We start from the raw sequence: 21864 nt of genomic DNA on the forward strand, positions 1-21864 counted from the left end.
CCGATGGTCGAGGCATAAGCCAACATTCCGGTTGTGAAATATCCATTTCACCATGACGCCTGATACGGCACTATCTCCCAGACAGCGGACCCTCTCCGCCATCCACGAGGAGTTGCCCAGAGTGAAGTTCTCCCTGCGACAGATCGAATATTTCGTCGCCACAGCTGAGAGCGGGTCCATCGTGCAAGCGTCACGCCAGATTCCCATCTCCCAACCCGCGATCTCGGCTGCGATTGCCCATCTGGAAAACGTGTTCGGCATCTCGCTTTTCATCCGCCATCACGCGCAGGGACTCTCCCTCACCCCGGAAGGTCGCATGGTGTTACAGGAAGCCCGCACGCTTCTCCTCCATGCACAGGAACTTGGCGGATCACTCAACGGTATGCTGGGACGTGTTCAGGGAGAAGTTGCCGTTGGCTGCATGACCACGCTCTTTCCCTTGTTGGCGCCCGATCTAATTCAGAGTTTTTCGGCCACCCACCCCGAGGCACGACTACGTGTCATTGCCGGACATCACGAGGAACTGACAGAGAAACTTCGTGACGGAGAAGTCTCGGTCATGATCGGCTACAACATGCCGATGCCACAGGCGATCAGTTTTCAGCCACTCTCAGCTTTACCGCCTTACGTGTTCACTTCGGTCGATCATCCTCTGGCGACAACAGGGCGTGTTCGATTGGAAGACCTTGCGGACGAACCTTTTCTACTGCTCGACCTTCCCTTCTCACGCGATTATTTTCTTCAACTCTTTTCTTCCGCCGGTATTGCCCCGCGCATCGCAGGACATTACCCGAGCATGGATGTCATCCGCAGTCTGGCCGCGCGAGGAGTGGGGTTTGGACTGGGCAATGCCAGACCGCGTAATCAGAACGCCCTTGATGGTAAACCGCTGGCTTATCTGGGTTTGGATGATGAATGCGCACCGTTAGTCTATGGGCTTTTCACCGTAACCGGCCAACGTCTGCCACTACGGGTTTCGGCATTTCTCGATATGTGTATAGGGAATCTCTCCAATCGAAACCTACCGGGCACGATCTGATTTGATCCATATAATTCCAGTTAGCGTGGGAGAACGCCAAAAAGCCGCTCTTGATGCGGACTAATCGTTTGTTTTAAAAAGAAATTGATGGTTTCCAGAATAGGATTTCCTCTCAAATTGTGGAATACGCAATTTGAGAACAATGCAGGTCTAACAGATCGTTTTGACAGACTTTTTTCTGCGTCCACTTAGTCTCATATTTATCTCATTGCGCCAACGATGCAGTAAATCTACCGCATTAGGCTCAGGCCGTTTTCCCCACTGGCACATAGGGTTCCACGTGTGGATGACCGTCGTGTTCTGAGCGGGATTGTTTACATGATCCTCAACGGCCTGCAGTGGAAAAGATGCCCCGAAAGAGTATGGTCCGCACAAGACTTTATACAACCGCTTCACACGATGGAGTCGCCTGGTGTCTTTGACCGGATCTTCGTCGTCCTGACGGAGCAGACTGGCTGTTCAAAACATCTGATGATCGACGCAACGCACCTCAAAGCACACAGAACGGTAGCGTTTCTGCTCTTAAAAAGGGGCTTTTCCCCGCCATATCGGACGGACAAAAGGCGGACTGAACTCAAAATCCATGCCGTGTGTGACGGCGAGGGCCGCGTAGTCCGGCTGCATCTGACAGCGGGTCAGGTCAGTGACTTCAAAGGAGCAGACGTTCTGCTGGCATACTTTCCCGATGAGACAGAAGAAGTCATCGGAGACCGGGGCTATGACAGCAATCGGATCAGGTTATCGCTTGCAAAACGCAATATCACTGCCTGTATTCCGCCGAAAAAAGAACCGAAAATCAAAGCCGCCTTACAACTGACATCTGTATAAAAAGCGCCATCTGATCGAAAACATGTTCGCAAAGCTGAAAGACTGGCGACGTGTTGCGACCAGATACGACCGCTGCGGTCATACATTCATGTCTGCAATCCACATCGCAGCAAGCTTCATCTTCTATCTCAAAGAATGAATCCTACCCTAACTATCGAGTAGCTATAACGGCGACGGACCGCTCAACGCTGAGTAGTAAATGTACCAGGCTTGATGGAGACTGTCCGTTTCCAAATATCTAAGTCGGGAAGCAGACATTAGCCTCTTACCCCCACCTATCCGACTGCCTACTCAGCGGTATACGAACGGACAGGCTGCTGATGCCTTCATGTCGAACATAATCGAGTAATGAGTGAAAACCCTCTGACACAAACCATCGTTGGCATAAACAGGTTACCCTTACCAAAACCGCGGGGTAACTCCACAACCCGTCCCCATTGAATTCTTAGCTCTCGCCCCCATGCCCGAGCCGATGGCCAGGTCGAAATCCGTGAGACCGGGCTTGCCATGCAATTAGGAAGCCAGCGGTAGCGAGCACCATTACAGTCCAGGGGAACGACATAGTGCCCCAAGTTGCAAGCAACACACCGCCCAGAAGGCCGCCACCGGCTATGGCACTATTCCAAGCGACGACATTCATTGACAACGCAACGTCCATGCCATCGCCGGCCGCATCAGCAAGCGCAGTCTGGAGCAATGTGGCGGCACCGCCGAATGTCAGCCCCCATATCGTGACGCCGATCACGATCACCGCAGGCGACGCTGATCCAAGAGCGAAAGCCCCTGCCACGACGACGAATATGGCGAGACTGAGCAGGACGGACAGGCGCAGGGCATGGTCGACCGTGCGGCTGGTCAGCCAGATACCGGCAAGCGCGGCGACCCCGAAAAGTAGCAGAATGCGATCCGCCTGTCCCGCCAACCCGGCTGGCGTCACGAACGGCACGATGTAGGTGTAGAGAACATTGTGCGCGAGCATCCAGGTCATCACGACGCCCAGAACAGACCGCACGCCCGGCATGTCCAGAACATGCCGCAACGGCAGACGCTCGTGATGCGCGGCACCCGGAAAATCAGGGACTTTCGCCAAAACCCACGCGATCAGCAGCACGGTCAGGCCCGACATGATCCAGAAAGCCAGACGCCATCCGACGATGGCGCCCAGCCATGTCCCGGCGGGAACCCCCAGCGAGAGCGCGATCGGCGTGCCCACCATGGCAATCGCCAGAGCACGCCCCTGCTGGGCGCGCGTCACCATCCGGCGCGCATAACCGGCCAGCAACGCCCAGGCGAGACCCGCCGCCACGCCTGCTCCGTACCGGGCCACGAGGATCGTACCGTAATGCGTGGAAAACGCAGTGATGGAATTGAACACTACGAAGCCGATGATCGCCAGTAGCAGGACTCTCCTGCGCCGCCATCGCTGCGTGGCAAGGGTCAACGGAATCGCCGCACTCAGAGAGCCTACGGCATAGACCGTCACCATCTGCCCGGCGAGAGCTGGGGAAATATGCAGGCCGGTCCCGATCTCCGGTAGCAGACCGGCCGGAAGAGTTTCTGTCATGATGCAGATGAAACCAGTCATAGCCAGCGCGAGCAGGCCAGCGACCGGCAAGCGCTCATCGGTTTTTTTCGTAGGCAATGTGATGGTCGGGATCATGGGGCGCTCATATATGGACCGGTTGATACACATATAGAGAGGCGACAGCCTTGGCAATTACTTCTGGATCGATTAATATCGAAGTCTTTCGGAAGGAACGATGCCATGGCGCGGACAGGGCGTCCCCGTGAGTTTGACCGCGACAAGGCGATTGACGCCGCCACGGCGCTCTTCTGGGCGCAGGGCTATGAACCGACCTCACTGACCCAGCTCAAGGCCAGCATGGGCGATATTTCGCCTGCGAGTTTCTATGCCGCATTCGGCTCGAAGGAAGCCCTGTTCCGCGAAGTCGTGCAGCATTATCTGGCGACCTACGGGCAGGTCATGGCCCCTTTATGGGACGAGAGCCTGTCGCCGCGTGAAGCCATCGAACGGACGCTGCGCGGTTCGGCGCGGATGCAGTGTACCCGCGCACATCCGACCGGATGTCTGGTCGTATCCGGCGCCAGCAACTGCTCCCCCGAAAACGAATCTGTCCAGGCTCTTCTCGCGGCAGAACGACAGCGCACGCGTACTGGCATCAGAGCCTGCGTAGAGCGCGCCATTGCCAATGGCGAATTGAAAGCATCTCCGGCGGCAGATGTCCTACCCGATATTCTCACGACTTTTTTCCACGGTATAACATGTGAAGCCCGGGACGGGATGACTTCCGACACTCTAGATGCGGCCGTCACGTCTCTTCTCACATTGTGGGATATCAACGCGGTGAAGCCGAAAACAGCAAAAAGGCCCAAAAAACGCTAACGGGCTGGCAGAGGCAAGGTCAGCCGGCCTCGGTAGAAGAATTCCATATCAGCCGGTCCACAAATTCTTGACCCCGCTCCATGCTCCCATTATGGATCGGTCGATATGGAAATGGTGTTTTCGGAACACGACGCCATGCCTCGTCAAGGAATCCGATCATGAGCACATCAAAAATCGCCCTCGTCACGGGCGCCAATCGCGGCATCGGCTACAGTATCGCGAAGCATCTGACGGCCACCGGCATCAACGTGATCGGCACCTATCACGCTAATGAAGGCGAGGCGAAGGCTGCTGAAATCGCCCTCAGCCAGAAGGATGCAAAGCTGCGCATGCTGCAGCTGGACATCGCGAACCATGCGTCGTTCAGGGATTTTGCAGAGCAGGTCAAAACCCTTCTCATAAACGAGTTCGCGCAGCGGGGACTGAATTATGTTGTCCAGAACGCCGGCAACATCATCCACACCCGTTTCGATGCCGCGACGTCCGAACAGCTCGACAATCAGTACAACATCCACTTCAAGGGCCCGTACCTGCTGACGGTAGCCCTTCTGCCTCTGATCCGGAACGGTGGGCGCATTCTCAACATTACCTCCGCTGCAACACGCTTCTACCTGCCGGATCATGGTCCCTACTCCGCCATGAAAGCTGCAACCGAAGTTATTTCGCTCTATATGGCGAAGGAACTGGGCGCGCGGAGCATTACCGTCAATGCGGTCGCCCCCGGCGCGGTCGCATCGGATTTCGGCGGTGGTCTGGTCCGTGACGATGCCACGATCAACAAGAGCCTCGCAGAGATCACGCCCCTGGGGCGCGTCGGTCAACCCGACGACATCGGTGCGGCGGTGCATGGCCTTCTGTCTGACGACATGCACTGGGTGAACGGCCAGCGCATCGAAGTCACGGGCGGCCAGTCGCTATGAAAGCCAGACAGTCACAACTGGGAGAGCCCCTATGATACACGTTATGGCCAGCAGCGTCATCAATGCTCCCGCTTCGTCTGTCTGGGGACTGATCCGTGATTTTGGCTCCCTTGGTCGCTGGTTGCCAGGCGTGAAAAGCTGCGTGATCGAAGGCAATTACCCCGGCGACCGTGTCGGCGCGATCCGCCGTGTTGAAATGGGCGATGTCGGTATCATCCGCGAACAGCTTCTGGCGCTGTCCGACGTGGATCATGCGGTGACGTTCTCGATCATTGAATCGGCTCTGCCGCTCCGGAACTACCGCTCGACCATCACGCTTCTGCCCATAACGGATGGCGATCGCACGTTTATCCGCTGGCGCGGCCAGTTTGAGGCGGCTGCCGAACACGCAGCCAGCATGGAGGCCCGGATGCCGACACACATCTACCAGCCAGCGTTTGACAGACTGGCGGAAATTCTGGCGTTGAGGGAAACACGATCATGACCAACTTTCATGGTAAATCCGTTCTCGTGCTTGGCGGCAGTCGCGGGATTGGAGGCGCCATCGTGCGTCGCTTCACAACGGATGGCGCGAAAGTCGTTTTCACGTATTTATCCTCGCCTGACGACGCCCAGGCATTGGCGGCCGAGACCGGAAGCAAGGCCCTGCGCGCCGACAGTGGCGACCGGGATGCTCTCATTGCGCTGATCGCCTCACTCGGCCCTCTGGACGTGCTGGTCGTCAATTCCGGAATTCTCGGCGCGGGTGACCCGTTGGACATGCCGCCGGACAACATCGACCGGCTTTTCCACATCAATACTCTCGCGCCTTATCACGCGGCGGTTGCTGCCGCGCGGACCATGCCCGACGGGGGCCGCATCATCTTCATCGGCTCGGCCAATGCAGACCGGATGCCGATGAGTGGCCTTGCAGCCTACAGCGCCAGCAAGGCGGCACTGAAAGGCATGGTCAAGGGACTGGCGCGTGATTTCGGGGCGCGCAACATCACCGTCAATGTCGTCCAGCCCGGTCCCACCGATACCGACATGAACCCCGCCGATGGGCCGCTGAAGGACGTGATGCACGACTTCATGGCGATCAAACGCCATGCCACAGGCGCAGAGATTGCGGGACTGGTGGCGTATCTTGCCGGACCAGAGGCTGGCATCATCACTGGCGCTGCATACAACATCGATGGCGGCTTCGCGGCCTGACGGAATGATTGATCTCCAACCATCCTGATGAAAAGGAACGGGAGCCATGACCCATTCATTCGAAAATGCTGCGAACTCCGGTACTTTCACGATTGGCCGCGATCTTACCATTTATCGGCTCGGTTTCGGAGCGATGCGCATCACAGGCAAAGGGATATGGGGGCCGCCCACCGATCATGACGAAGTCATCCGTACGCTGCGACGTCTTCCCGAACTCGGCATCAACTTCATCGACACGGCCGACGCATACGGGCCGGATGTCTCGGAATGGCTGATCAAGGAAGCCCTGCATCCCTATCCCAATGGGCTCATGATTGCCACGAAAGCTGGTCTGACCCGTTCGGGGCCAGACATCTGGAAGCCGGTCGGGCGGCCGGAATATCTACTTCAGCAGGTGCACAAGAGCCTGCGCAATCTCAGCGTCGAACAGATTGATCTGTGGCAATTGCACCGCATTGACCCCAAAGTCCCGGCGGATGAGCAGTTCGATGCAGTCAGATCCTTCATTGATCAGAAACTGATCCGTCATGCAGGATTGAGCGAGGTCTCCGTCGAAAACATCAAGGCCGCCTCGAAGTTCTTTGATGTGGCAACCGTCCAGAACCGCTACAATCTCGTCGATCGCACCAGCGAGGACGTGCTCGATTACTGCACTGAGCAGAACATCGGGTTTATCCCCTGGTTTCCGCTTGCCGCCGGCGACCTCGCGAAGCCGGGCTCAATCCTGGACGCTATGGCAGGGAAATATGATGCTCATCCCAGCCAGATCGCGCTGGCATGGGTTCTGAAACGCAGCCCGGTGATGCTGCCAATCCCCGGGACCTCGAAGGTCGCCCATCTGGAGCAGAATGTCGCGGCCGCCAGCATCACCCTCTCCGACGATGATTTCGCGGCATTGGATGCCGAAGGGCGGAAGACGTTTCAGTCAACGTCGTAGGGAAGCGCCACCGGATAATCACTGTCCCGAAAGGAACCGGGAGAGTGTCTGGACCACACCTGACATTTTCGCTTTCGATGCCAATAAGGCTGCTTCAATGAAAATTTACGACTGGCCCACAGGGCCCTATCCAGCCCGTGTTCGTATTGCTCTGGCAGAAAAGAATCTTCAGTCCGAGGTCGAATTCGTGCCGGTCAATTTGTGGAAAGGCGAACACAAGACATCTGCTTTCCTCGCCAAAAATTATTCCGGAACGTTGCCAGTTCTCGAACTGGACGATGGAATTTGCCTCGCTGAATGTACGGCGATCACGGTCTATCTTGATGCGCTCGCCGGAGAACCCACACTGACCGGTCGAACGCCGCTTGAGAAAGGCATGATCCAGATGATGACAAAACGCGCCGAGATCGAGATTCTGGACGCTATCAGCGTCTATTTTCATCATGCCACACCTGGCCTCGGTCCCGATGTGGAACTCTACCAGAACCGGGAGTGGGGACTTCGCCAGCGCGATAAGGCTCTGCGTGGGATGCATTACCTCGATGGCGTGCTGAGGAAACAGTCCTTCATAGCTGGTGAGACTTTCTCGATGGCGGATATTGCAGTCATCGGCGGTTTTATATTCGCCACAGCCGTAAAATTGCCGATCCCGCTGGAATACGAGGCGCTTTTAGCCTGGTTCGCGAGGGTGCAGGAGCGTCCGAGTGTCCGGGAGCAACTGGCCATTGTTCCGCCAAAGCACTGAAGCGCCGATCAACCCCGAGCGGGTGGGCCGCGTTCACCCTTATGTCTGGCATTTGCCTTTTTGAGCAGGGCCGCTCTGCCCCGGACAGGATTTTATCCGGGACAGAAAGCAGCGTTCGCCTAATCTTCAGGCAACACGGATCAGCTTGCGGTTGATGAACTCCTCAATACCCAGGAAGGACAGTTCGCGGCCAAAGCCAGAGTTCTTGATCCCGCCAAAGGGCAGTTCGGGGGCTGCGGCCGTCGCGGTGTTGATGAACATCATACCGGTTTCGACCTGTTCCGCCACTTTTTCAGCCCGACCAAGATCACCCGAGAACACAGAACCGCCAAGGCCATAGGGTGAATCATTGGCCAGTTTGATAGCTTCCTGTTCTGATGCGACCTTGTGCACGACCGCGACGGGACCGAAAATCTCCTGATAGAAGATCGGATTGTCCTTTGACACATGGGTCAGGATCGTTGGCTCCATGAAGAAGCCCTTGCGGTCCATCCGCTTGCCTCCAGCCACCAGAGTTGCCCCTGCCTTAACGGCTTCGTCAGTCTGCGCAAGTGCGGTATCGAGTGCCTTTTTGCTGCTCATCGGGCCATGGGTGGTGCCCTCAGTCAGCGGGTCGCCGATGCGGAACTGCGTGATCGCTTTCTTCAGCCCCGCGAGGAAGGCGTCGTAGACCTTTTCATGCACGATCATCCGCTTGGCCGCCGTGCAGACCTGCCCGTTATTGGCGAACCGGCCCCATGTCGCCCATTTGACCGCCAGTTCAAGGTCCGCATCATCCAGCACGATGAAGGCGTCGCTGCCACCCAGTTCCATCGTATCCTTCTTCAGCGCCGCACCCGCTTCGGCCGCGACCGTCTGGCCCGCACGTTCGCTGCCCGTCAGGGCGACGCCACGGATGCGGAAATCCTTGATCAGTTCAGCGGACTGGTCGTTATCAAGGAAGATGTTGGTATAGACGCCCACAGGCGCGCCCGCATCGTGGAACAGCTTTTCAAACGCCAGCGCGCATTGCGGCACGTTGGGCGCGTGCTTGGCGATGACCACGTTGCCCGCCATCAGGTTCGGCCCAGCCACGCGGGCGAGCTGGTAATAGGGGAAGTTCCAGGGCTCGATGCAGTAGATCACGCCCAGAGGCTGGTTGATGATCTTTGCATGGCCTTCCTTGACCTTCAGATGCGTAGGGGCAAGGAATTCTGCCGCGCCCTCGGCGTAGAAGGACAGGATATCGGCGGTGATGTCGATTTCCTCCAGCGCATCAGGCAGCGCCTTGCCCATTTCGGTCGCGATCAGGCGCGCATGGGCCACACGGTCGCGGCGCAGCAGATCGGCGGCCTTTGACATGATGACCTTGCGCTCGGCGATATCGCGCTTTTTCCAGTCGGTCTTCCACACATGGTCCGCGCGGTCGACAATCGCCTTCATCTGCGCGGCGGTGTGAAGTTCGAACGTACGTTCCACGGTTTCCGTGGTCGGGTTGAGAGTCTGGTAAAAACTCATTGGTCCGTTTCCCTGTTTATTGATTATGGAAAGGGTAGTCGGTGTAGCCATGCGCGCTGCCGCCATACATCGTCGCCGGATCCAGCGGATTGAGCGGCCAGTTATGTTCCAGCCGCACGGGCAAATCAGGATTGACGATGAACTTTCGGCCAAAGCCGATCATGTCCGCCCAGCCATGCGCCAGCACATGCTGCGCTTTGTGCAGGTCGTAACGGCCCGCGCACAGGATGCAGCCGCCAAAGATATCGCGCACGCTCGCGCGGAAGGTGTCCGGCATTTCGGGCGCATTGTCCCAGTCGGCTTCGGCAAGCGAGACATAGGCGATGCCCGCGTCCGCCAGCACACGGACGGCGGCCGTGTAGGTTTCCGCCGGATTATCCTCCAGCAGGCCGAGATAGACGCGCTCTTCCGTGGTCGTACCAAACAGCGGCGAAAACCGCACGCCCATCCTGTCGGGCGTGACGACGGCGGAAACGGCCTCGACCACCTCACGCAGGAAGCGCAGGCGGTTGGACAGGCTGCCGCCATAGGCATCGGTGCGGAAATTAGCGCGTTCGGAGATAAACTGGTTGATCAGGTAGCCATTGGCCGCGTGTATCTCCACCCCATCGAACCCGGCGGACAGTGCGTTACGCGCCGCCTGTGCGTATAGGTCTACCAGTTCATGGATTTCTGGAATGGACAGTGCGCGTGGCATATCGGGTGGCACCAGCTTTCCCGTACCCTGTCCCATGGGGATAAATACGTTCACCCCTGTTGCCGCCACAGCGGACGGGGCGATCGGCGCCTCATGACCGAGCTGCAATGCCCGATGGGACACGCGGCCCACATGCCACAACTGCGCGAAGATGGGCCGCCGCTTTGCGTGCACCGCATCGGTGACAAGTTTCCAGCCCGCGATCTGTTCAGGTGAGTAGATGCCCGGCGTCCAGGCGTAGCCCTGTCCACGCGGTTCGATCTGCGTGCCTTCGGTGATCAGAAAACCCGCCTGCGTGCGCTGCGCGTAATACTCGGCCATCAGCGCGTTGGCGATGTCCCCGGGCTGGGTACTGCGGCAGCGTGTCAGTGGCGGCAGGAAGATTCGGTTTTCCAGCGACAGGTCGCCCAGCCGCACAGGTTCAAATAAAGAAGACGAAGACATGATCAACCTTGTTCACAAATGCAGGCCATCCGTCCGGCCTGCATGTAAACATTGACCCACCCTCTGGTGTGCGCAAGAACGCACATAAACCGCCACTAGTGTCAGGAATGATACCATGCCCCGCATCCGTCACACCACGCTGGCCTGCAGCCCCGGCTGCACGGTGGAAGCCACGCTCGAACTGTTTGGGGGCAAGTGGAAGGCGCTGATCCTGTATCACCTGTTCGCGGACGGCGTGCTGCGGTTCGGCGAACTGCGCAAGCGTCTGCCTAATGTCACGCAGCGGATGCTGACCAATCAGCTTCGGGAATTGGAGGCAGATGGGTTGATTTCACGGACTGTTTTTCCCGAGGTTCCGCCGCATGTGGAATATGCTCTGACCGATCTGGGAAAGACGTTGAAGCCGGTCATTCAAGCGCTCAAGACATGGGGCGATCAGTATGCGCATTCGGTCCAGCGGAACAAAGATGGTGATTGAGATTAACCGCGAATAGTTGCGGAAATCAGATAGATGACGTCACAACTTTCTGTAATCGCGTGGACTGACGCCGGCTTCCCTGCGAAACACCTGCGCAAAATGGCTCGGGCTTTCGTAACCAATGGTCAGAGCGATCTCGATGATGGATTTGTCGCTCTGGCACAGAAGTTCCTTTGCCTGTTCGACACGCCGCCGTACAAACCAGCGTGACGGGCTTTGCCCCATGGTGTTGTGAAATGATCGGCTGAAATGAAACCGGCTCATCCCACACAGACCGGCCAGAAAATCCAAGTCGAATGATTCGGCGAGATGTACCTCCATATGATCAAGTGCTTTGCGGAGTTTCCACGCTGGTAGCTGTACAAGTCTGGGCGTGAGAGCAGAATGTGTCTCTGCATAATGACGCAGAAGGTGGACGGTCAGACTCTCCAGAAGCCCGTTCACGAATAAAGAACTGGCCGAATGAATCGTCTGTATCTCAGCCGTCAAACCGGTCAGAACTCCGGATATAAACGCATCCTGAACACCAGAAATGTCACGCATGCGGAGCCGTGATGGATTAAGTCCAAGAGATCGGGCGGCCCGGTTCACCAAAGCAAGCCCCAGATAGAGATGCATGACTTCAAAGGAACGTTCCGGACGAGCCTGCCAGCGCATGAGATAAGGCGCATCGGTCTGTGTCAGGAAGAATGATCCTCTTCTGACCTCAGTTTTCGTCCATTCACCTGTCAGTTCGCATTCCTCGATCTGAGCTTCTCCCGAGATGACCCAGACCAGCAAAGGCTCAGCAACGGCCGGGACCAGCACCTCATCTTCCTGTTGCTGTCGGCGGAATATCTGCGCCTCGGCCTCTTTCCATGCCTCCCCGTGACTTTGCCCGATTTTCCGACCCGGAATACGGCCTTCCAAGGCATAACTGGCGGCACGCAGCGAAGAACGATGCGAGGGAAGCATCCAATTTACCTTTCAGGCTTGTCATGAGGTTATCTGATCACTTCACAATAGCGCAAAATCACAATGGTTTTAGCAAGAGAGCGAGCGAAGCCAACTTCCGTAGTTGTTACATGTTTTTCCGAGCGTTTTTAGACGTAATACACGGAGATGATCATGAGTATCAAAGGCAAAGTGGCTCTTGTTACCGGAGCCTCCAGTGGAATTGGAGCTGCAACAGGACGCAAACTTGCGACAGAAGGCGTTGTTGTTGGTCTGGCGGCACGGCGCAAGGACCGTCTCGACGCACTAGTGACGGAAATCACCAAGGCAGGTGGAAAAGCTGTTGCCCTTCCAACCGACGTGACGGATCCAGCGTCATGCAAAGCCGCCGCAGATACCCTTATCACCCGGTTCGGCAGGATTGATATGCTGGTTAACAATGCGGGCCTGATGCCCTTGTCCAGCATTGACAGCCTGAAAGTGGACGAGTGGAAGCAGATGGTGGACGTGAATATATCAGGTGTCCTTAATGCAACGGCGGCGGTTCTTCCACAGATGATCGCACAGCATTCGGGCCATATCTTCAACATGTCCTCGATTGCGGGCCGGAAAGTCTTTACCGGTCTGGCCGTTTACTGCGCCACCAAGGCCGCTGTCACGGCGTTCTCGGATGGGCTCAGGATGGAGGTCGGACCAAAGCACAATATTCGCGTGACCTGCATCCAGCCCGGTGCCGTGAAGTCGGAACTGTACGAGCAGATTACGGATGCCGCCTTCCGCAAACAGATGGATGATCTAGCGGCTTCCATGACATTTCTTGAAGGCGAAGACATTGCTGACAGTATCCTGTTTGCACTGAAAGCACCCTCTCGGATGAACGTTGCAGAACTGTTCGTTCTGCCCACTGAACAAGGATGGTGAATAAGTCATTCCCGATGAGCAGACGTCTGCTTCTGATTATTCAAATCCAGAAGCCGACCGTCTCGTTTCCTACCACAACCGCCCGTCGGCTAAAAGGACACAGAGCCGACAGCCGACACTCGCCTCTTTTTGGCCATTCAATCCTTACATAATTCCTTAGGCCGGAGGCGGAACAGGGCTAGGCTTGCACAACGCGTCTATATTGTCCTGAAAGCTTGTATTCAGGGCAATATCCCAAACGTCTGATGCAAATTCAGAGGTAGTCTGTTCGCTCAGACGCACGATACCGACTGCGCCTGGAGAAAAGCCCGATAGCCTGAGCATCTTAAGCCTTCCCGGTGGCGGCACGCGCAGCGGAAAAGACAGGATCGGCAGAATGGTTGCGACCTTTCCTTCCATAACTTCAGCGTGAATCAATTCCAGTGAATTCGTTTCCCGACGTATCGTTGGTTCAACTCCGGCAGTCCGAAATCCGACATCCACGAGTTGACGACAGCGCATTTCCTTAGTGAGAAGCGCAAGCGGCAATCTGGATGCGGCGTCCCAACTGATGTCTTCTCCTTCAGGCAATTCAAATGTGTGGGATGCCGCTAGCACCTGTTGTTCAGTATAGAGGGTGCGAACCTCGAAGGCTTTCGCCTGAGGACACTGGTCGTAATACATAATTCCGATATCGAGTTCCTTGCTGACCAGCTTGTCGATGAGTGTTCTGTTAGGAAGAACATTTACCTCACTCGCAAAATCGCCACATCGCGCCTGCACGGCTTCCAGCAGGAGCGGGACAATATGCACAGCAGTCGGGATGACACCGATCTTTACGTGTCCGGCGATCGCCTGCCTCGTGACCGCGACCTCATTGCGCAGTTCGCTGATGCCTTTCAGTATATCATGTGCCCATTTAAGGACGCGCGCGCCTTCATTCGTGACGCCGAAGACCTTTTTCTTGCGGTCGATGATGACAACGCCCAACTCATCCTCAAGCTGACGAATGGCGCGCGATAAAGCGGGCTGCGACACGCCACATGCATTGGCTGCTTTCGAGAAGCTTTTATAGCGTTCAATTTCACGCAGATACTGTAGTTGCTTCAAGAACATATCATGCTCCTCTCCAATGATGGATCGCGAGGTCCGGTGCCACTGGTGTCATCACGTTTTCGGACACGACTACGTTCTCGACGATGCTTTGCAATGTACGCGTTCTGGCTTCGGTATGACGCGACAGGAGGGTGACGAGCATTCATCTTGCCGCGCCAGCACTTGGGGGCAACCACGCGCCAATCCGACACAACAGATTTCCCCATTGATGCTGTCATCGCCCTGTCAGGCGTGCCCCGCCACAGAAGACGAACTGCCTGTCATGCCGTGCGATCGCGATTAGCGTCTGGTTCATCTTCTCCGCCAGCCGGAAAGCCCGATCTGTCGGCGCCGACACAGCAACCACGGTGGTCATACCCGCACGCACTGTCTTGAGCGCCATTTCATACGAATAGCGGCTGGTCAGCAGACAGATTCCATCTTCCGAAAGTGTGTCGTTACGCATGCGGGCACCGATCAGCTTGTCGAGCGCATTGTGGCGGCCGATATCTTCCCGGATCAGAAGAATCTCACCCTCTCTGTTCGCCCAGGCGGCTCCGTGGACCATGCGTGTCGCAGCGTTCAGTTCCTGCCAGTGATCGAGATCATGAAGCGCACGATGGATCGCAGCCGCCGAAATCGTGGGATTGAGCGGAAAAGGTGTCTGACCGGTCACATCCACAGACGGCACATCGTCACTGCCACAGATGCCGCAGCTCGAATGCCCAGTCTGGGCACGGGGCCTGCGCCGCAACAACTCCGAAAGGCAGTCACCCGAAATCGTGACATCAAGCATCGGACCATCCTCGCCATCCGACACCACGACCGATCGTATCTGTTCGGCCCTCTCGATAATACGTTCTGTTAGACAGTAGCCAAATGCGAAATCCGTCAGATGATCTGGCGTCAGCATCATCACGCCGTATGGAAAAATTCCGCTGAAAATGAGTTTGACCGGCACCTCATCGGCAATATTCAGGTCGGCCTTTTCTGCAGAACGATCGAGGCTCGTCACTCTCCGTATATGAAACAAGGGAGTCACGAGTCCCACTTCCCCGCGCCATCGGACGGACCCTGCTGACCTGTCCCGTCAACCGCCTGATGATACGCCACCCATTCAACCTGCCCATCGACATAATGCTCGCGTTTCCAGACCGGCACGCGGCGCTTGATCTCATCAATGATGTAACGACAAGCCTTGAAGACGGCATTACGATGGGGAGCGGCAACACCGATCCATACGGCGAGATCACCGACAAGCAGATAGCCGGTCCTGTGCATCGCGCAAGTTGCCGTAATGTTGAAATGCGCTTGCGCCTCGTCGAGAATGGTCGGTCCTTCAGATGTGGCCAAAGGGGCAAACGCCTCATACTCGATAGCGGAAACGAGCCTTCCGTCGTTCGTCTGCCGCACCCATCCCTCGAAAGTGCAGAAGCCACCAGCTTCAGGCTTCAGAAGCGTTTCCCGAAGGGTGCCTATATCGACTGGCGTGTCAGCAATCAGGAAGTGGTTCATCCGCCGCTCACCGGTGGAATGAACACCACATGGTCGCTTTCTTTCAGGCTCTGGGGCCAGGGACAAAATGCCGCATTCACGGCCACACGCATCTGGCCAGCCGGAAGCGCAAAACCGTATGCCACGCGAAGCTCCTCATAAAGTGCCGCCGCCGTGGTGACGGGCGTTTCTCTCGTTTCGGCGCGACGGCCAGCCTGCTCACCTAGCTGTGCGAAATATCCGATTTCTATTCTTGGCATGTCTGTTCCTGACCACCCGCAAGCCTAATTTCAGCCTGCAGCCGTTCCTCGGGGGTATTGATATTGTCGAGTGCGCCGGGTGTGCATGCAGGCAAAAGCAACGTGTCGCCACTGATGAGCGCCTGACGCGGGGCGACCCTGCCTGACGCCACCTGACGAGATAACATCTCCAGAGCCGCAGGCTCCCATATGGTGCAGAAGGGTTCGGGCAGTCCGTCATGTTCACTTCGGAAGGCAACGGCCGTGCATCCATCTCGCCGGGCCTCAATCAGCGTATCAAGCGTTGCGTCGTCCAGAAACGGCAGATCACATGCCAGTGCCAGCCATGCAACATCAGGATATTCCTGATGAGCAGCGAGCAAACCCGCAGCGGGTCCGATTGCCTGTGACCTGTCAGCAATTCCCGGATACATGCTTCTTACAACGTCAGTTTTCTGATCTTCCCGCAAGGACACGAAACAGCGGCTAACGCGAGGTACAAGCAGGCTGAACGCACGGTCGAGTTGTGGACGGCCCTCATAGGCAAGCGCCGCTTTGTCCTGTCCCATGCGACGGCTGACACCGCCTGCAAGGACCAGTCCGAAGAGGGGTCTCATGGCATCGCATTACCGAAATCGCATCTCTCTCCGCGCTTAGCCACAAGATGCCCCTCGCGGATCACCATTTCATGGGTCAGGGCTTTGCACATGTCGTAAATGGTGAGCGCCGCGACCGATGCGCCGGTAGGAACTTCCATTTCCATACCGGTTTGTCCCGTGCTCGGCACATGACAATCGATAAGCGCATCGTCACCATCTATCGTGATATCGACCATGCGTAGTGCCTCACCACTTTCGTCGAGATGGGTCAGGACAGGTGTTTCTCCGTTCATCGCATCACCCTCCGATATAGTGCATTTCAATTTTCTCCCCCGCCTTATCCTCATGAGCAGCTTTAACCCGGGATCGTCGTTCTTGACGCTCTTCGCTGTATCGATCGGCGCGACGATGCCAGATGTCCGCCAGCGCCTGTCGAAGCGGCTCATCCTCGTCCGTATGACCGGTTTCACGCAGGATTGTCCGCAGGTCGGTGCCTTTCGTGGTGAAGAGGCAGGTGAAAAGCTGCCCATCCGAAGAGAGCCGTGCCCGCGAGCAATTTCCGCAAAACGGCGCACTGACCGAGGAGATGAACCCAATCTCCCCACCGCCATCGGCATAGCGGTAACGGGTGGCAACTTCGCCGCGATAAGCGGGTGACACCGGATCGAGAGGCCAGAGCGCATCGATCCGCGTCATCATCTCGCGCGAGGTTACGACATCGCTACGTTCCCAGCCGTTGCGATTGCCGACATCCATATATTCTATCAGGCGTACGATCACATCCGTATGCCGGAAGTGCGCAAGAAGTTCCGGGACACCTGCATCGTTCACGTCACGCTGAACGACCGTGTTGATTTTGACCCCACGCGGAAAACCGATCGCACGTGCTGTTTCAATGCCGTCCAGCACGGTCCGCAGATCACCGCGTCCACCGCTCATGCGGGCGAAAACAGTCGGGTCCAGACTATCGAGACTCACCGTCACACGGTACAGACCTGCTCCGTGAAGTGCCGCCGCCTGACGTGCCAGAAGCATCCCGTTGGTTGTGAGTGCGATATCCTCAATCCCCGGAATGCGCGTGAGACGCGCCACCAGTTCCGGCAGGTTCGGACGAAGCAATGGCTCTCCGCCTGTCAGGCGGAGCTTGGTCACGCCCAGTTCCGCCGCCACTCGTGCCACCCGTTCGATTTCGTCAAAACTCAGCCGTTCATCAGGCCTTAGAAAACTGAAGCCTTCATGATAGATCGAATCCGGCATGCAATAAGGGCAACGAAAATTGCACCGGTCCATCACGGAAATGCGCAGATCCCTGAACGGTCGATGGAGCCGGTCTTTTGTGGGTCTGATGCTCGGCAACAATTCCGTATTCATGATTTGCGTCTTCGCTTTCCACTCGCGGCATCACCCGAAGATGAATGATGCCGCATTGAATGGGACACACTCAGCCGCCGATCCGGATCGGCGCGGCCGACGCAACACTCGGCACCACTTTGACCGGAATAGCCTTGGCAGCGGGCGTGCCGCTGATCTCGTCATAAAAATCAAGCGGCAGGAGCGGATTAAGTTCCGGATAATATCCCGCGATGGCGCCACGCGGCATGGGGTAGTCAAGGATCGTCAGTCCATCGACGTACCGACGGCGTCCGTCCTCGCTATAGGTTTCCAGACCAATGACCGCTCCGTTCTCCAATCCCCGATCTTCACGGTCCTGCTTGTTCATGAAAATAACAAGGCGGTTGTTGTACACGCCACGATACCGGTCGCTGTTGCTATAGATCGTGGTGTTGTACTGATCATGCGAGCGGATCGTCGCCAGACGCAGCATGGCCGGATCCTCGATCACATCATTGACCTCAAGTCCCGGCATGACGAGGAAATTCGCTTTACCGTTCGGCGTTTTCCATACGCGGCGGCGCGGCGGAATATCGAGATGAAAACCATGAGGATCTTTCATCTTCTCCGAAAAATCAGTGTATATCTCGGGGTAGACCTCCGCGATCTTGTCACGGATCAGCGTATAATCCTCGATATAATCCGCCCACGGCGTCTTCGAATGGGGCAACGTTGCCATCGCCACGCGGCAGATGATCTCCGTCTCCGGTCTCACATCCGGGCTAACCGGTTCGAACACACCGCGCGACGGGGTCACATTCGCCATCGCGTCCTCGATAGTGACGAACTGCTCCCCCTTCGTCGTGCGGATAATCTCGGAGCGGGACACGACCGGAAGGATCAGCGCGTCCTTGCCGTGGACCAGATGACCGCGATTGAGCTTGGTCGTGACGTTGACCGTCAGACTCAGCCGTCCCATCGCGGCATAGGAACGCTCGGTATCGGGGATCGCACGAGCGAAATTGCCACCCATGCCAAAAAATACCTTCGCGGTTCCCGCCTCCATGGCCGCGACCGCTTCAACGACGTGATGACCGTGCTCACGCGGTGGCTCGAACCCGAAGACATCGCGTACGCGGTCGAGATACTTCTGTGTCGGCTTCTCGTCGATGCCGACCGTGCGGTCGCCCTGCACATTGGAATGCCCTCGGATCGGCGCGATTCCCGCGCCTTTCTTTCCGATATTCCCTTTCATTAGAAGCAAATTCGCCACTTGCTGAAGGAGATGGGATCCTTCTTGATGCTGTGTCAGGCCCATCCCGTAGCAGATGATCGTAGCGTTCGATTTGGCATAAATTCCGGCAATCCGGCGGATCTGTTCTTCCGAAATTCCAGATATCCGGGTGATATCAGCCCAGGAGACCGACATGACATCCGCGCGCACAGCCTCCAGCCCCGCTGTATGTTCAGCGATGAAGTCCTGATCCAGAACCTTCTCACCACGGTCCTCAGCCTCGAATAGCGCGCGCATCATACCTTTGAAAATGGCGAGATCGCCGCCGATCCGGACATGCACAAATTCGCTGGAAATCGCCGTTGAACCGAACGTTCCCATCTGCAGAATGTCCTGCGGCTCCGTGAAGCGGATCAGTGCGCGTTCGGGCATGGGATTGATCAACACAATAGGAACGCCGCGCTTCCGCGCCTCGACCAGATTGGTCATCATGCGCGGCGAATTCGTGCCAGTGTTCTGACCGATGACGAAAATCGCCTCGGCATGCTCGAAATCGGCCATGACAATTGTGCCCTTGCCAATCCCGATTGAAGGCGGGAGCCCGCGCGACGTCGGCTCATGACACATATTCGAACAGTCGGGGAAGTTATTGGTGCCGAATTCGCGTACAAAGATAGAATAGAGGAACGCCGTTTCATTGGCAGTTCTTCCGGACGTATAGAACTCCGCCTGATGAGGGCTGTCGAGCGCATGGAGATGCTTGCCGATCAGCGCGAACGCATCGTCCCACGCGACCGGAACGTATTTGTCGGTTGCCGCATCATAGCGCATGGGCTCGGTCAGGCGCCCTTGCATCTCCAGCCAGTAATCGCTGTGCTCCATCAGTTCCGTGACGGTATGCTGGGCGAAGAACCCCCGCGTGACACGCGCCTTGGTCACCTCATGCGCCAGCGCCTTGGCACCGTTCTCACAGAATTCGAGAGTCTTACGATGATCGGGATCGGGAAAGGCGCAGCTTGGGCACTTGAAGCCGCCGGGTTGGTTCATCGCGAGCAGACCACGCGACCCCTTCACCAGCACGCTCTGCTCCATGAGCACCTTGGCTGTCGCGTTCGCGGCACCCCATCCACCCGCCGGATGATGATAAGGCTTGAACTCGGATTCTTTTTCTTTGCTCATGATATCAACCTTCCCCTTGAAGGATACCGAACTCTTCCAACGCCGGCACAAAGTTTTCGTTTTCGTGCTTCGATCTCGCAAGCTTGATCAGCGCGAAGCGCTTAAGCGGTGCCAATGCGGCCCATTGCGCTGGCGTCGGCGGTTGAACACCATCCTGTTGTGCCTGCAGCAGCACTGCTTCGGGCATACGATCTGGCTCACGCCAGTCATCCAGCCCTTGCGTGACCAAAAAGCGCACAGGTTCATCTGCCCGTGTGGCAATCAGTTCCAGAACGAGGGCGCGATAAGCCTCCTGTTCCGCATTGGTATCGCAGGGCCTATCAACCAGAAGACCCCGTTCTTCACGCGAAACGCGGCTCCACTGGCGAAGCGTCATCTTGATTCCAACAATATCAAGCTTTTGCCGCGCGATCATGGGAATACAACGCAACGAACCGGCAAAATCGCGTTCGAATTCGAAAATCGTGGGACTTTCAGACATCGTGCCTGCTCTTTCGTCCATCAGGAGAGATGCATTTTTCATTTGGGCACCAAAAGATGAAGTAACGAGGCTACGACAAAAAATGTAGCGGTACTGACAATCCAGATTACGGAAAGCCATGCCAACCGGACGCTCAAGTGACGGGATGCTCGTGATCCGTCACCCTTTACAACTTCAATGATAGCCATCGGCTTCGGAGACTTTCCCGCGAAAAACGCGATACGAGTAAATCGTGTACGTCAGGATGATGGGCAAAAGGATGACGGTACCGACAAGCTGGAAGAACTGGCTGGATGGCGGGGATGAAACATCCCATAGGGTCAGAGTCGGCGGCACGGCATAGGGCCATACGGTAATGCCCAGACCGGACAGGCACAGAAAGAACCAGCCCAACGTGCACAGGAAGGGCACGCGTGAATGTCCTTTCCGCAGGCTGGCTACCAGCAGGAGGCCAAGCACGATCACGAGTATCGGCACAGGCGTCACGAACAGAATGTTTGGCCATTCCGTCCAGCGGCGGAGATAAGGGGCATGCAGCAGAGGTGTCCAGACACTGACGGCGACAATGCATGCGAAGAGCCCGATCACCAACCGCCCCGCCCAGTGACGGCACGAGGCTTCCAAAGTGCCAGTCGTGCGCCACACCAGCCACGTTGCGCCAAGCAGAGCATAACCGCACATAACCGACAGTCCGCAAAGAACGGTGAACGGCGTCAGCCAGTCGAATGATCCACCGGAAAAAGCGCCGTCCGTGACTTTAACGCCCTGGATCACGCCGCCGAGGACGGCCCCCTGACAGAACGCGGCAACCGCCGAGCCGATCATGAAGCCAAGATCCCAGTATCCCGCACGGGGTGTGCCTCTTGTCATCACGCGGAATTCAAAGGCAACGCCCCGAAAAATCAGGGCGGCCAGCATCAGCACGATCGGCAGATAGAAGGCAGGGAGCAGTGTGGCATAGGCACCCGGGAAAACACCGTAGAGCACGGCGCCGCCTAGAACCATCCATGTCTCATTGCCATCCCACACCGGCGCAATCGTGCTGATCATGACGTTGCGTCGTGTCTCGTCCCGTTCGAGCATGAACAGCATACCAATTCCGAGATCGAACCCATCGAGAATGACATAGATCGAGATGGCAGCGATCAGAATCACGGCCCAGATGATCGGCAGCCAGTGTGCGAAATCCATCATC

At 56.9% G+C, this 21864-nt stretch carries 25 protein-coding genes; 10 read left to right on the plus strand and 15 right to left on the minus strand.

The genetic code is table 11. The features are described from left to right. Positions 1-121: 121 nt before the first annotated feature. Positions 122-1039 carry a LysR family transcriptional regulator gene (locus tag KUA11_RS13675; RefSeq protein ID WP_217411237.1) on the plus strand — a complete coding sequence of 306 codons (918 nt, stop codon included), beginning with the start codon at positions 122-124 and terminating at the stop codon, positions 1037-1039. Between the two features lie 318 nt (positions 1040-1357). Beyond that, complete coding sequence (locus KUA11_RS13680) at positions 1358-1867, plus strand: transposase (RefSeq protein ID WP_254454941.1); 510 nt, start codon at positions 1358-1360, stop codon at positions 1865-1867. Between the two features lie 445 nt (positions 1868-2312). Here the strand turns inward: KUA11_RS13680 and KUA11_RS13685 are convergent, their stop codons facing one another. After that, on the minus strand, positions 2313-3527 hold the full coding sequence (locus tag KUA11_RS13685) for an MFS transporter (RefSeq protein WP_217411239.1): 1215 nt from the start codon (positions 3525-3527) through the stop codon (positions 2313-2315). Positions 3528-3632: 105 nt separating this feature from the next. On the opposite strand from KUA11_RS13685, the gene KUA11_RS13690 reads away from it, so the two are divergent. The 6 genes from KUA11_RS13690 (at position 3633) to KUA11_RS13715 (ending at position 8067) form a co-directional block, all read left to right on the plus strand. Continuing rightward, entirely contained in the window at positions 3633-4271 is a 639-nt protein-coding gene (locus KUA11_RS13690; RefSeq protein WP_217411241.1) for a TetR/AcrR family transcriptional regulator, read from the plus strand. A 158-nt stretch (positions 4272-4429) separates the two neighbouring features. Continuing rightward, a complete protein-coding gene (locus KUA11_RS13695) occupies positions 4430-5191 on the plus strand; it encodes an SDR family NAD(P)-dependent oxidoreductase (RefSeq protein ID WP_217411243.1) in 762 nt (253 codons plus the stop codon). Between the two features lie 31 nt (positions 5192-5222). Continuing rightward, positions 5223-5675: an SRPBCC family protein gene (locus KUA11_RS13700; RefSeq protein WP_217411245.1), complete on the plus strand. Its 453-nt coding sequence runs from the start codon at positions 5223-5225 to the stop codon at positions 5673-5675. Continuing rightward, a complete protein-coding gene (bdcA, locus tag KUA11_RS13705; protein ID WP_217411247.1) occupies positions 5672-6385 on the plus strand; it encodes an SDR family oxidoreductase in 714 nt (237 codons plus the stop codon). The genes KUA11_RS13700 and bdcA overlap by 4 nt, the downstream gene beginning before the upstream one ends. Before the next feature lie 46 nt (positions 6386-6431). Further along, positions 6432-7322, plus strand: coding sequence for an aldo/keto reductase (locus KUA11_RS13710; RefSeq protein ID WP_217411249.1), 891 nt, complete (start codon positions 6432-6434; stop codon positions 7320-7322). Positions 7323-7419: 97 nt separating this feature from the next. Next, positions 7420-8067, plus strand: a complete 648-nt coding sequence (locus KUA11_RS13715; RefSeq protein ID WP_217411251.1) for a glutathione S-transferase — start codon at positions 7420-7422, stop codon at positions 8065-8067. Between the two features lie 126 nt (positions 8068-8193). Here the strand turns inward: KUA11_RS13715 and KUA11_RS13720 are convergent, their stop codons facing one another. Both KUA11_RS13720 and KUA11_RS13725 read right to left on the minus strand, forming a co-directional pair. After that, positions 8194-9564, minus strand: coding sequence for an NAD-dependent succinate-semialdehyde dehydrogenase (locus tag KUA11_RS13720; RefSeq protein WP_217411253.1), 1371 nt, complete (start codon positions 9562-9564; stop codon positions 8194-8196). 16 nt (positions 9565-9580) lie between these two features. Continuing rightward, positions 9581-10705, minus strand: coding sequence for an alkene reductase (locus KUA11_RS13725; protein WP_217411255.1), 1125 nt, complete (start codon positions 10703-10705; stop codon positions 9581-9583). Positions 10706-10820: 115 nt separating this feature from the next. Here KUA11_RS13725 and KUA11_RS13730 point away from each other — a divergent pair, with 115 nt between their 5' ends. Then, positions 10821-11183, plus strand: a complete 363-nt coding sequence (locus tag KUA11_RS13730) for a winged helix-turn-helix transcriptional regulator (RefSeq protein ID WP_217411257.1) — start codon at positions 10821-10823, stop codon at positions 11181-11183. 39 nt (positions 11184-11222) lie between these two features. Here KUA11_RS13730 and KUA11_RS13735 read toward each other — a convergent pair whose 3' ends face one another. Beyond that, complete coding sequence (locus KUA11_RS13735; RefSeq protein ID WP_217411259.1) at positions 11223-12137, minus strand: helix-turn-helix domain-containing protein; 915 nt, start codon at positions 12135-12137, stop codon at positions 11223-11225. A gap of 153 nt (positions 12138-12290) precedes the next feature. On the opposite strand from KUA11_RS13735, the gene KUA11_RS13740 reads away from it, so the two are divergent. Next, entirely contained in the window at positions 12291-13037 is a 747-nt protein-coding gene (locus tag KUA11_RS13740; RefSeq protein ID WP_217411261.1) for an SDR family oxidoreductase, read from the plus strand. Between the two features lie 156 nt (positions 13038-13193). Here the strand turns inward: KUA11_RS13740 and KUA11_RS13745 are convergent, their stop codons facing one another. The 11 genes from KUA11_RS13745 to cydB form a co-directional block, all read right to left on the minus strand. Continuing rightward, positions 13194-14132: a LysR family transcriptional regulator gene (locus KUA11_RS13745; RefSeq protein ID WP_217411263.1), complete on the minus strand. Its 939-nt coding sequence runs from the start codon at positions 14130-14132 to the stop codon at positions 13194-13196. A 214-nt stretch (positions 14133-14346) separates the two neighbouring features. Continuing rightward, on the minus strand, positions 14347-15153 hold the full coding sequence (gene fdhD / locus KUA11_RS13750) for a formate dehydrogenase accessory sulfurtransferase FdhD (RefSeq protein WP_217411265.1): 807 nt from the start codon (positions 15151-15153) through the stop codon (positions 14347-14349). Then, entirely contained in the window at positions 15150-15626 is a 477-nt protein-coding gene (locus tag KUA11_RS13755) for a molybdenum cofactor biosynthesis protein MoaE (protein ID WP_217411267.1), read from the minus strand. Before KUA11_RS13755 ends, fdhD begins: the two co-directional genes overlap by 4 nt. Further along, positions 15623-15865, minus strand: coding sequence for a MoaD/ThiS family protein (locus KUA11_RS13760; protein WP_217411269.1), 243 nt, complete (start codon positions 15863-15865; stop codon positions 15623-15625). Before KUA11_RS13760 ends, KUA11_RS13755 begins: the two co-directional genes overlap by 4 nt. Further along, complete coding sequence (locus KUA11_RS13765; protein WP_217411271.1) at positions 15853-16461, minus strand: NTP transferase domain-containing protein; 609 nt, start codon at positions 16459-16461, stop codon at positions 15853-15855. The genes KUA11_RS13760 and KUA11_RS13765 overlap by 13 nt, the downstream gene beginning before the upstream one ends. Next, complete coding sequence (locus tag KUA11_RS13770) at positions 16458-16736, minus strand: cyclic pyranopterin monophosphate synthase MoaC (protein ID WP_254454942.1); 279 nt, start codon at positions 16734-16736, stop codon at positions 16458-16460. The genes KUA11_RS13765 and KUA11_RS13770 overlap by 4 nt, the downstream gene beginning before the upstream one ends. 4 nt (positions 16737-16740) lie before the next feature. Further along, a complete protein-coding gene (moaA, locus tag KUA11_RS13775; protein WP_302480895.1) occupies positions 16741-17814 on the minus strand; it encodes a GTP 3',8-cyclase MoaA in 1074 nt (357 codons plus the stop codon). Between the two features lie 70 nt (positions 17815-17884). Then, a complete protein-coding gene (locus tag KUA11_RS13780; protein ID WP_217411275.1) occupies positions 17885-20188 on the minus strand; it encodes an FdhF/YdeP family oxidoreductase in 2304 nt (767 codons plus the stop codon). A gap of 4 nt (positions 20189-20192) precedes the next feature. After that, entirely contained in the window at positions 20193-20711 is a 519-nt protein-coding gene (locus KUA11_RS13785; protein ID WP_217411316.1) for a nitrate reductase associated protein, read from the minus strand. Continuing rightward, positions 20708-20857, minus strand: a complete 150-nt coding sequence (locus KUA11_RS13790) for a DUF2474 family protein (protein WP_217411277.1) — start codon at positions 20855-20857, stop codon at positions 20708-20710. The genes KUA11_RS13785 and KUA11_RS13790 overlap by 4 nt, the downstream gene beginning before the upstream one ends. Then, complete coding sequence (gene cydB / locus KUA11_RS13795; RefSeq protein ID WP_217411279.1) at positions 20844-21863, minus strand: cytochrome d ubiquinol oxidase subunit II; 1020 nt, start codon at positions 21861-21863, stop codon at positions 20844-20846. The genes KUA11_RS13790 and cydB overlap by 14 nt, the downstream gene beginning before the upstream one ends. Between the last annotated feature and the right edge of the window lies 1 nt (position 21864).

Origin of the sequence: Acetobacter estunensis (genome assembly GCF_019083805.1) — a bacterium.
Lineage (GTDB): Bacteria > Pseudomonadota > Alphaproteobacteria > Acetobacterales > Acetobacteraceae > Acetobacter > Acetobacter estunensis_A.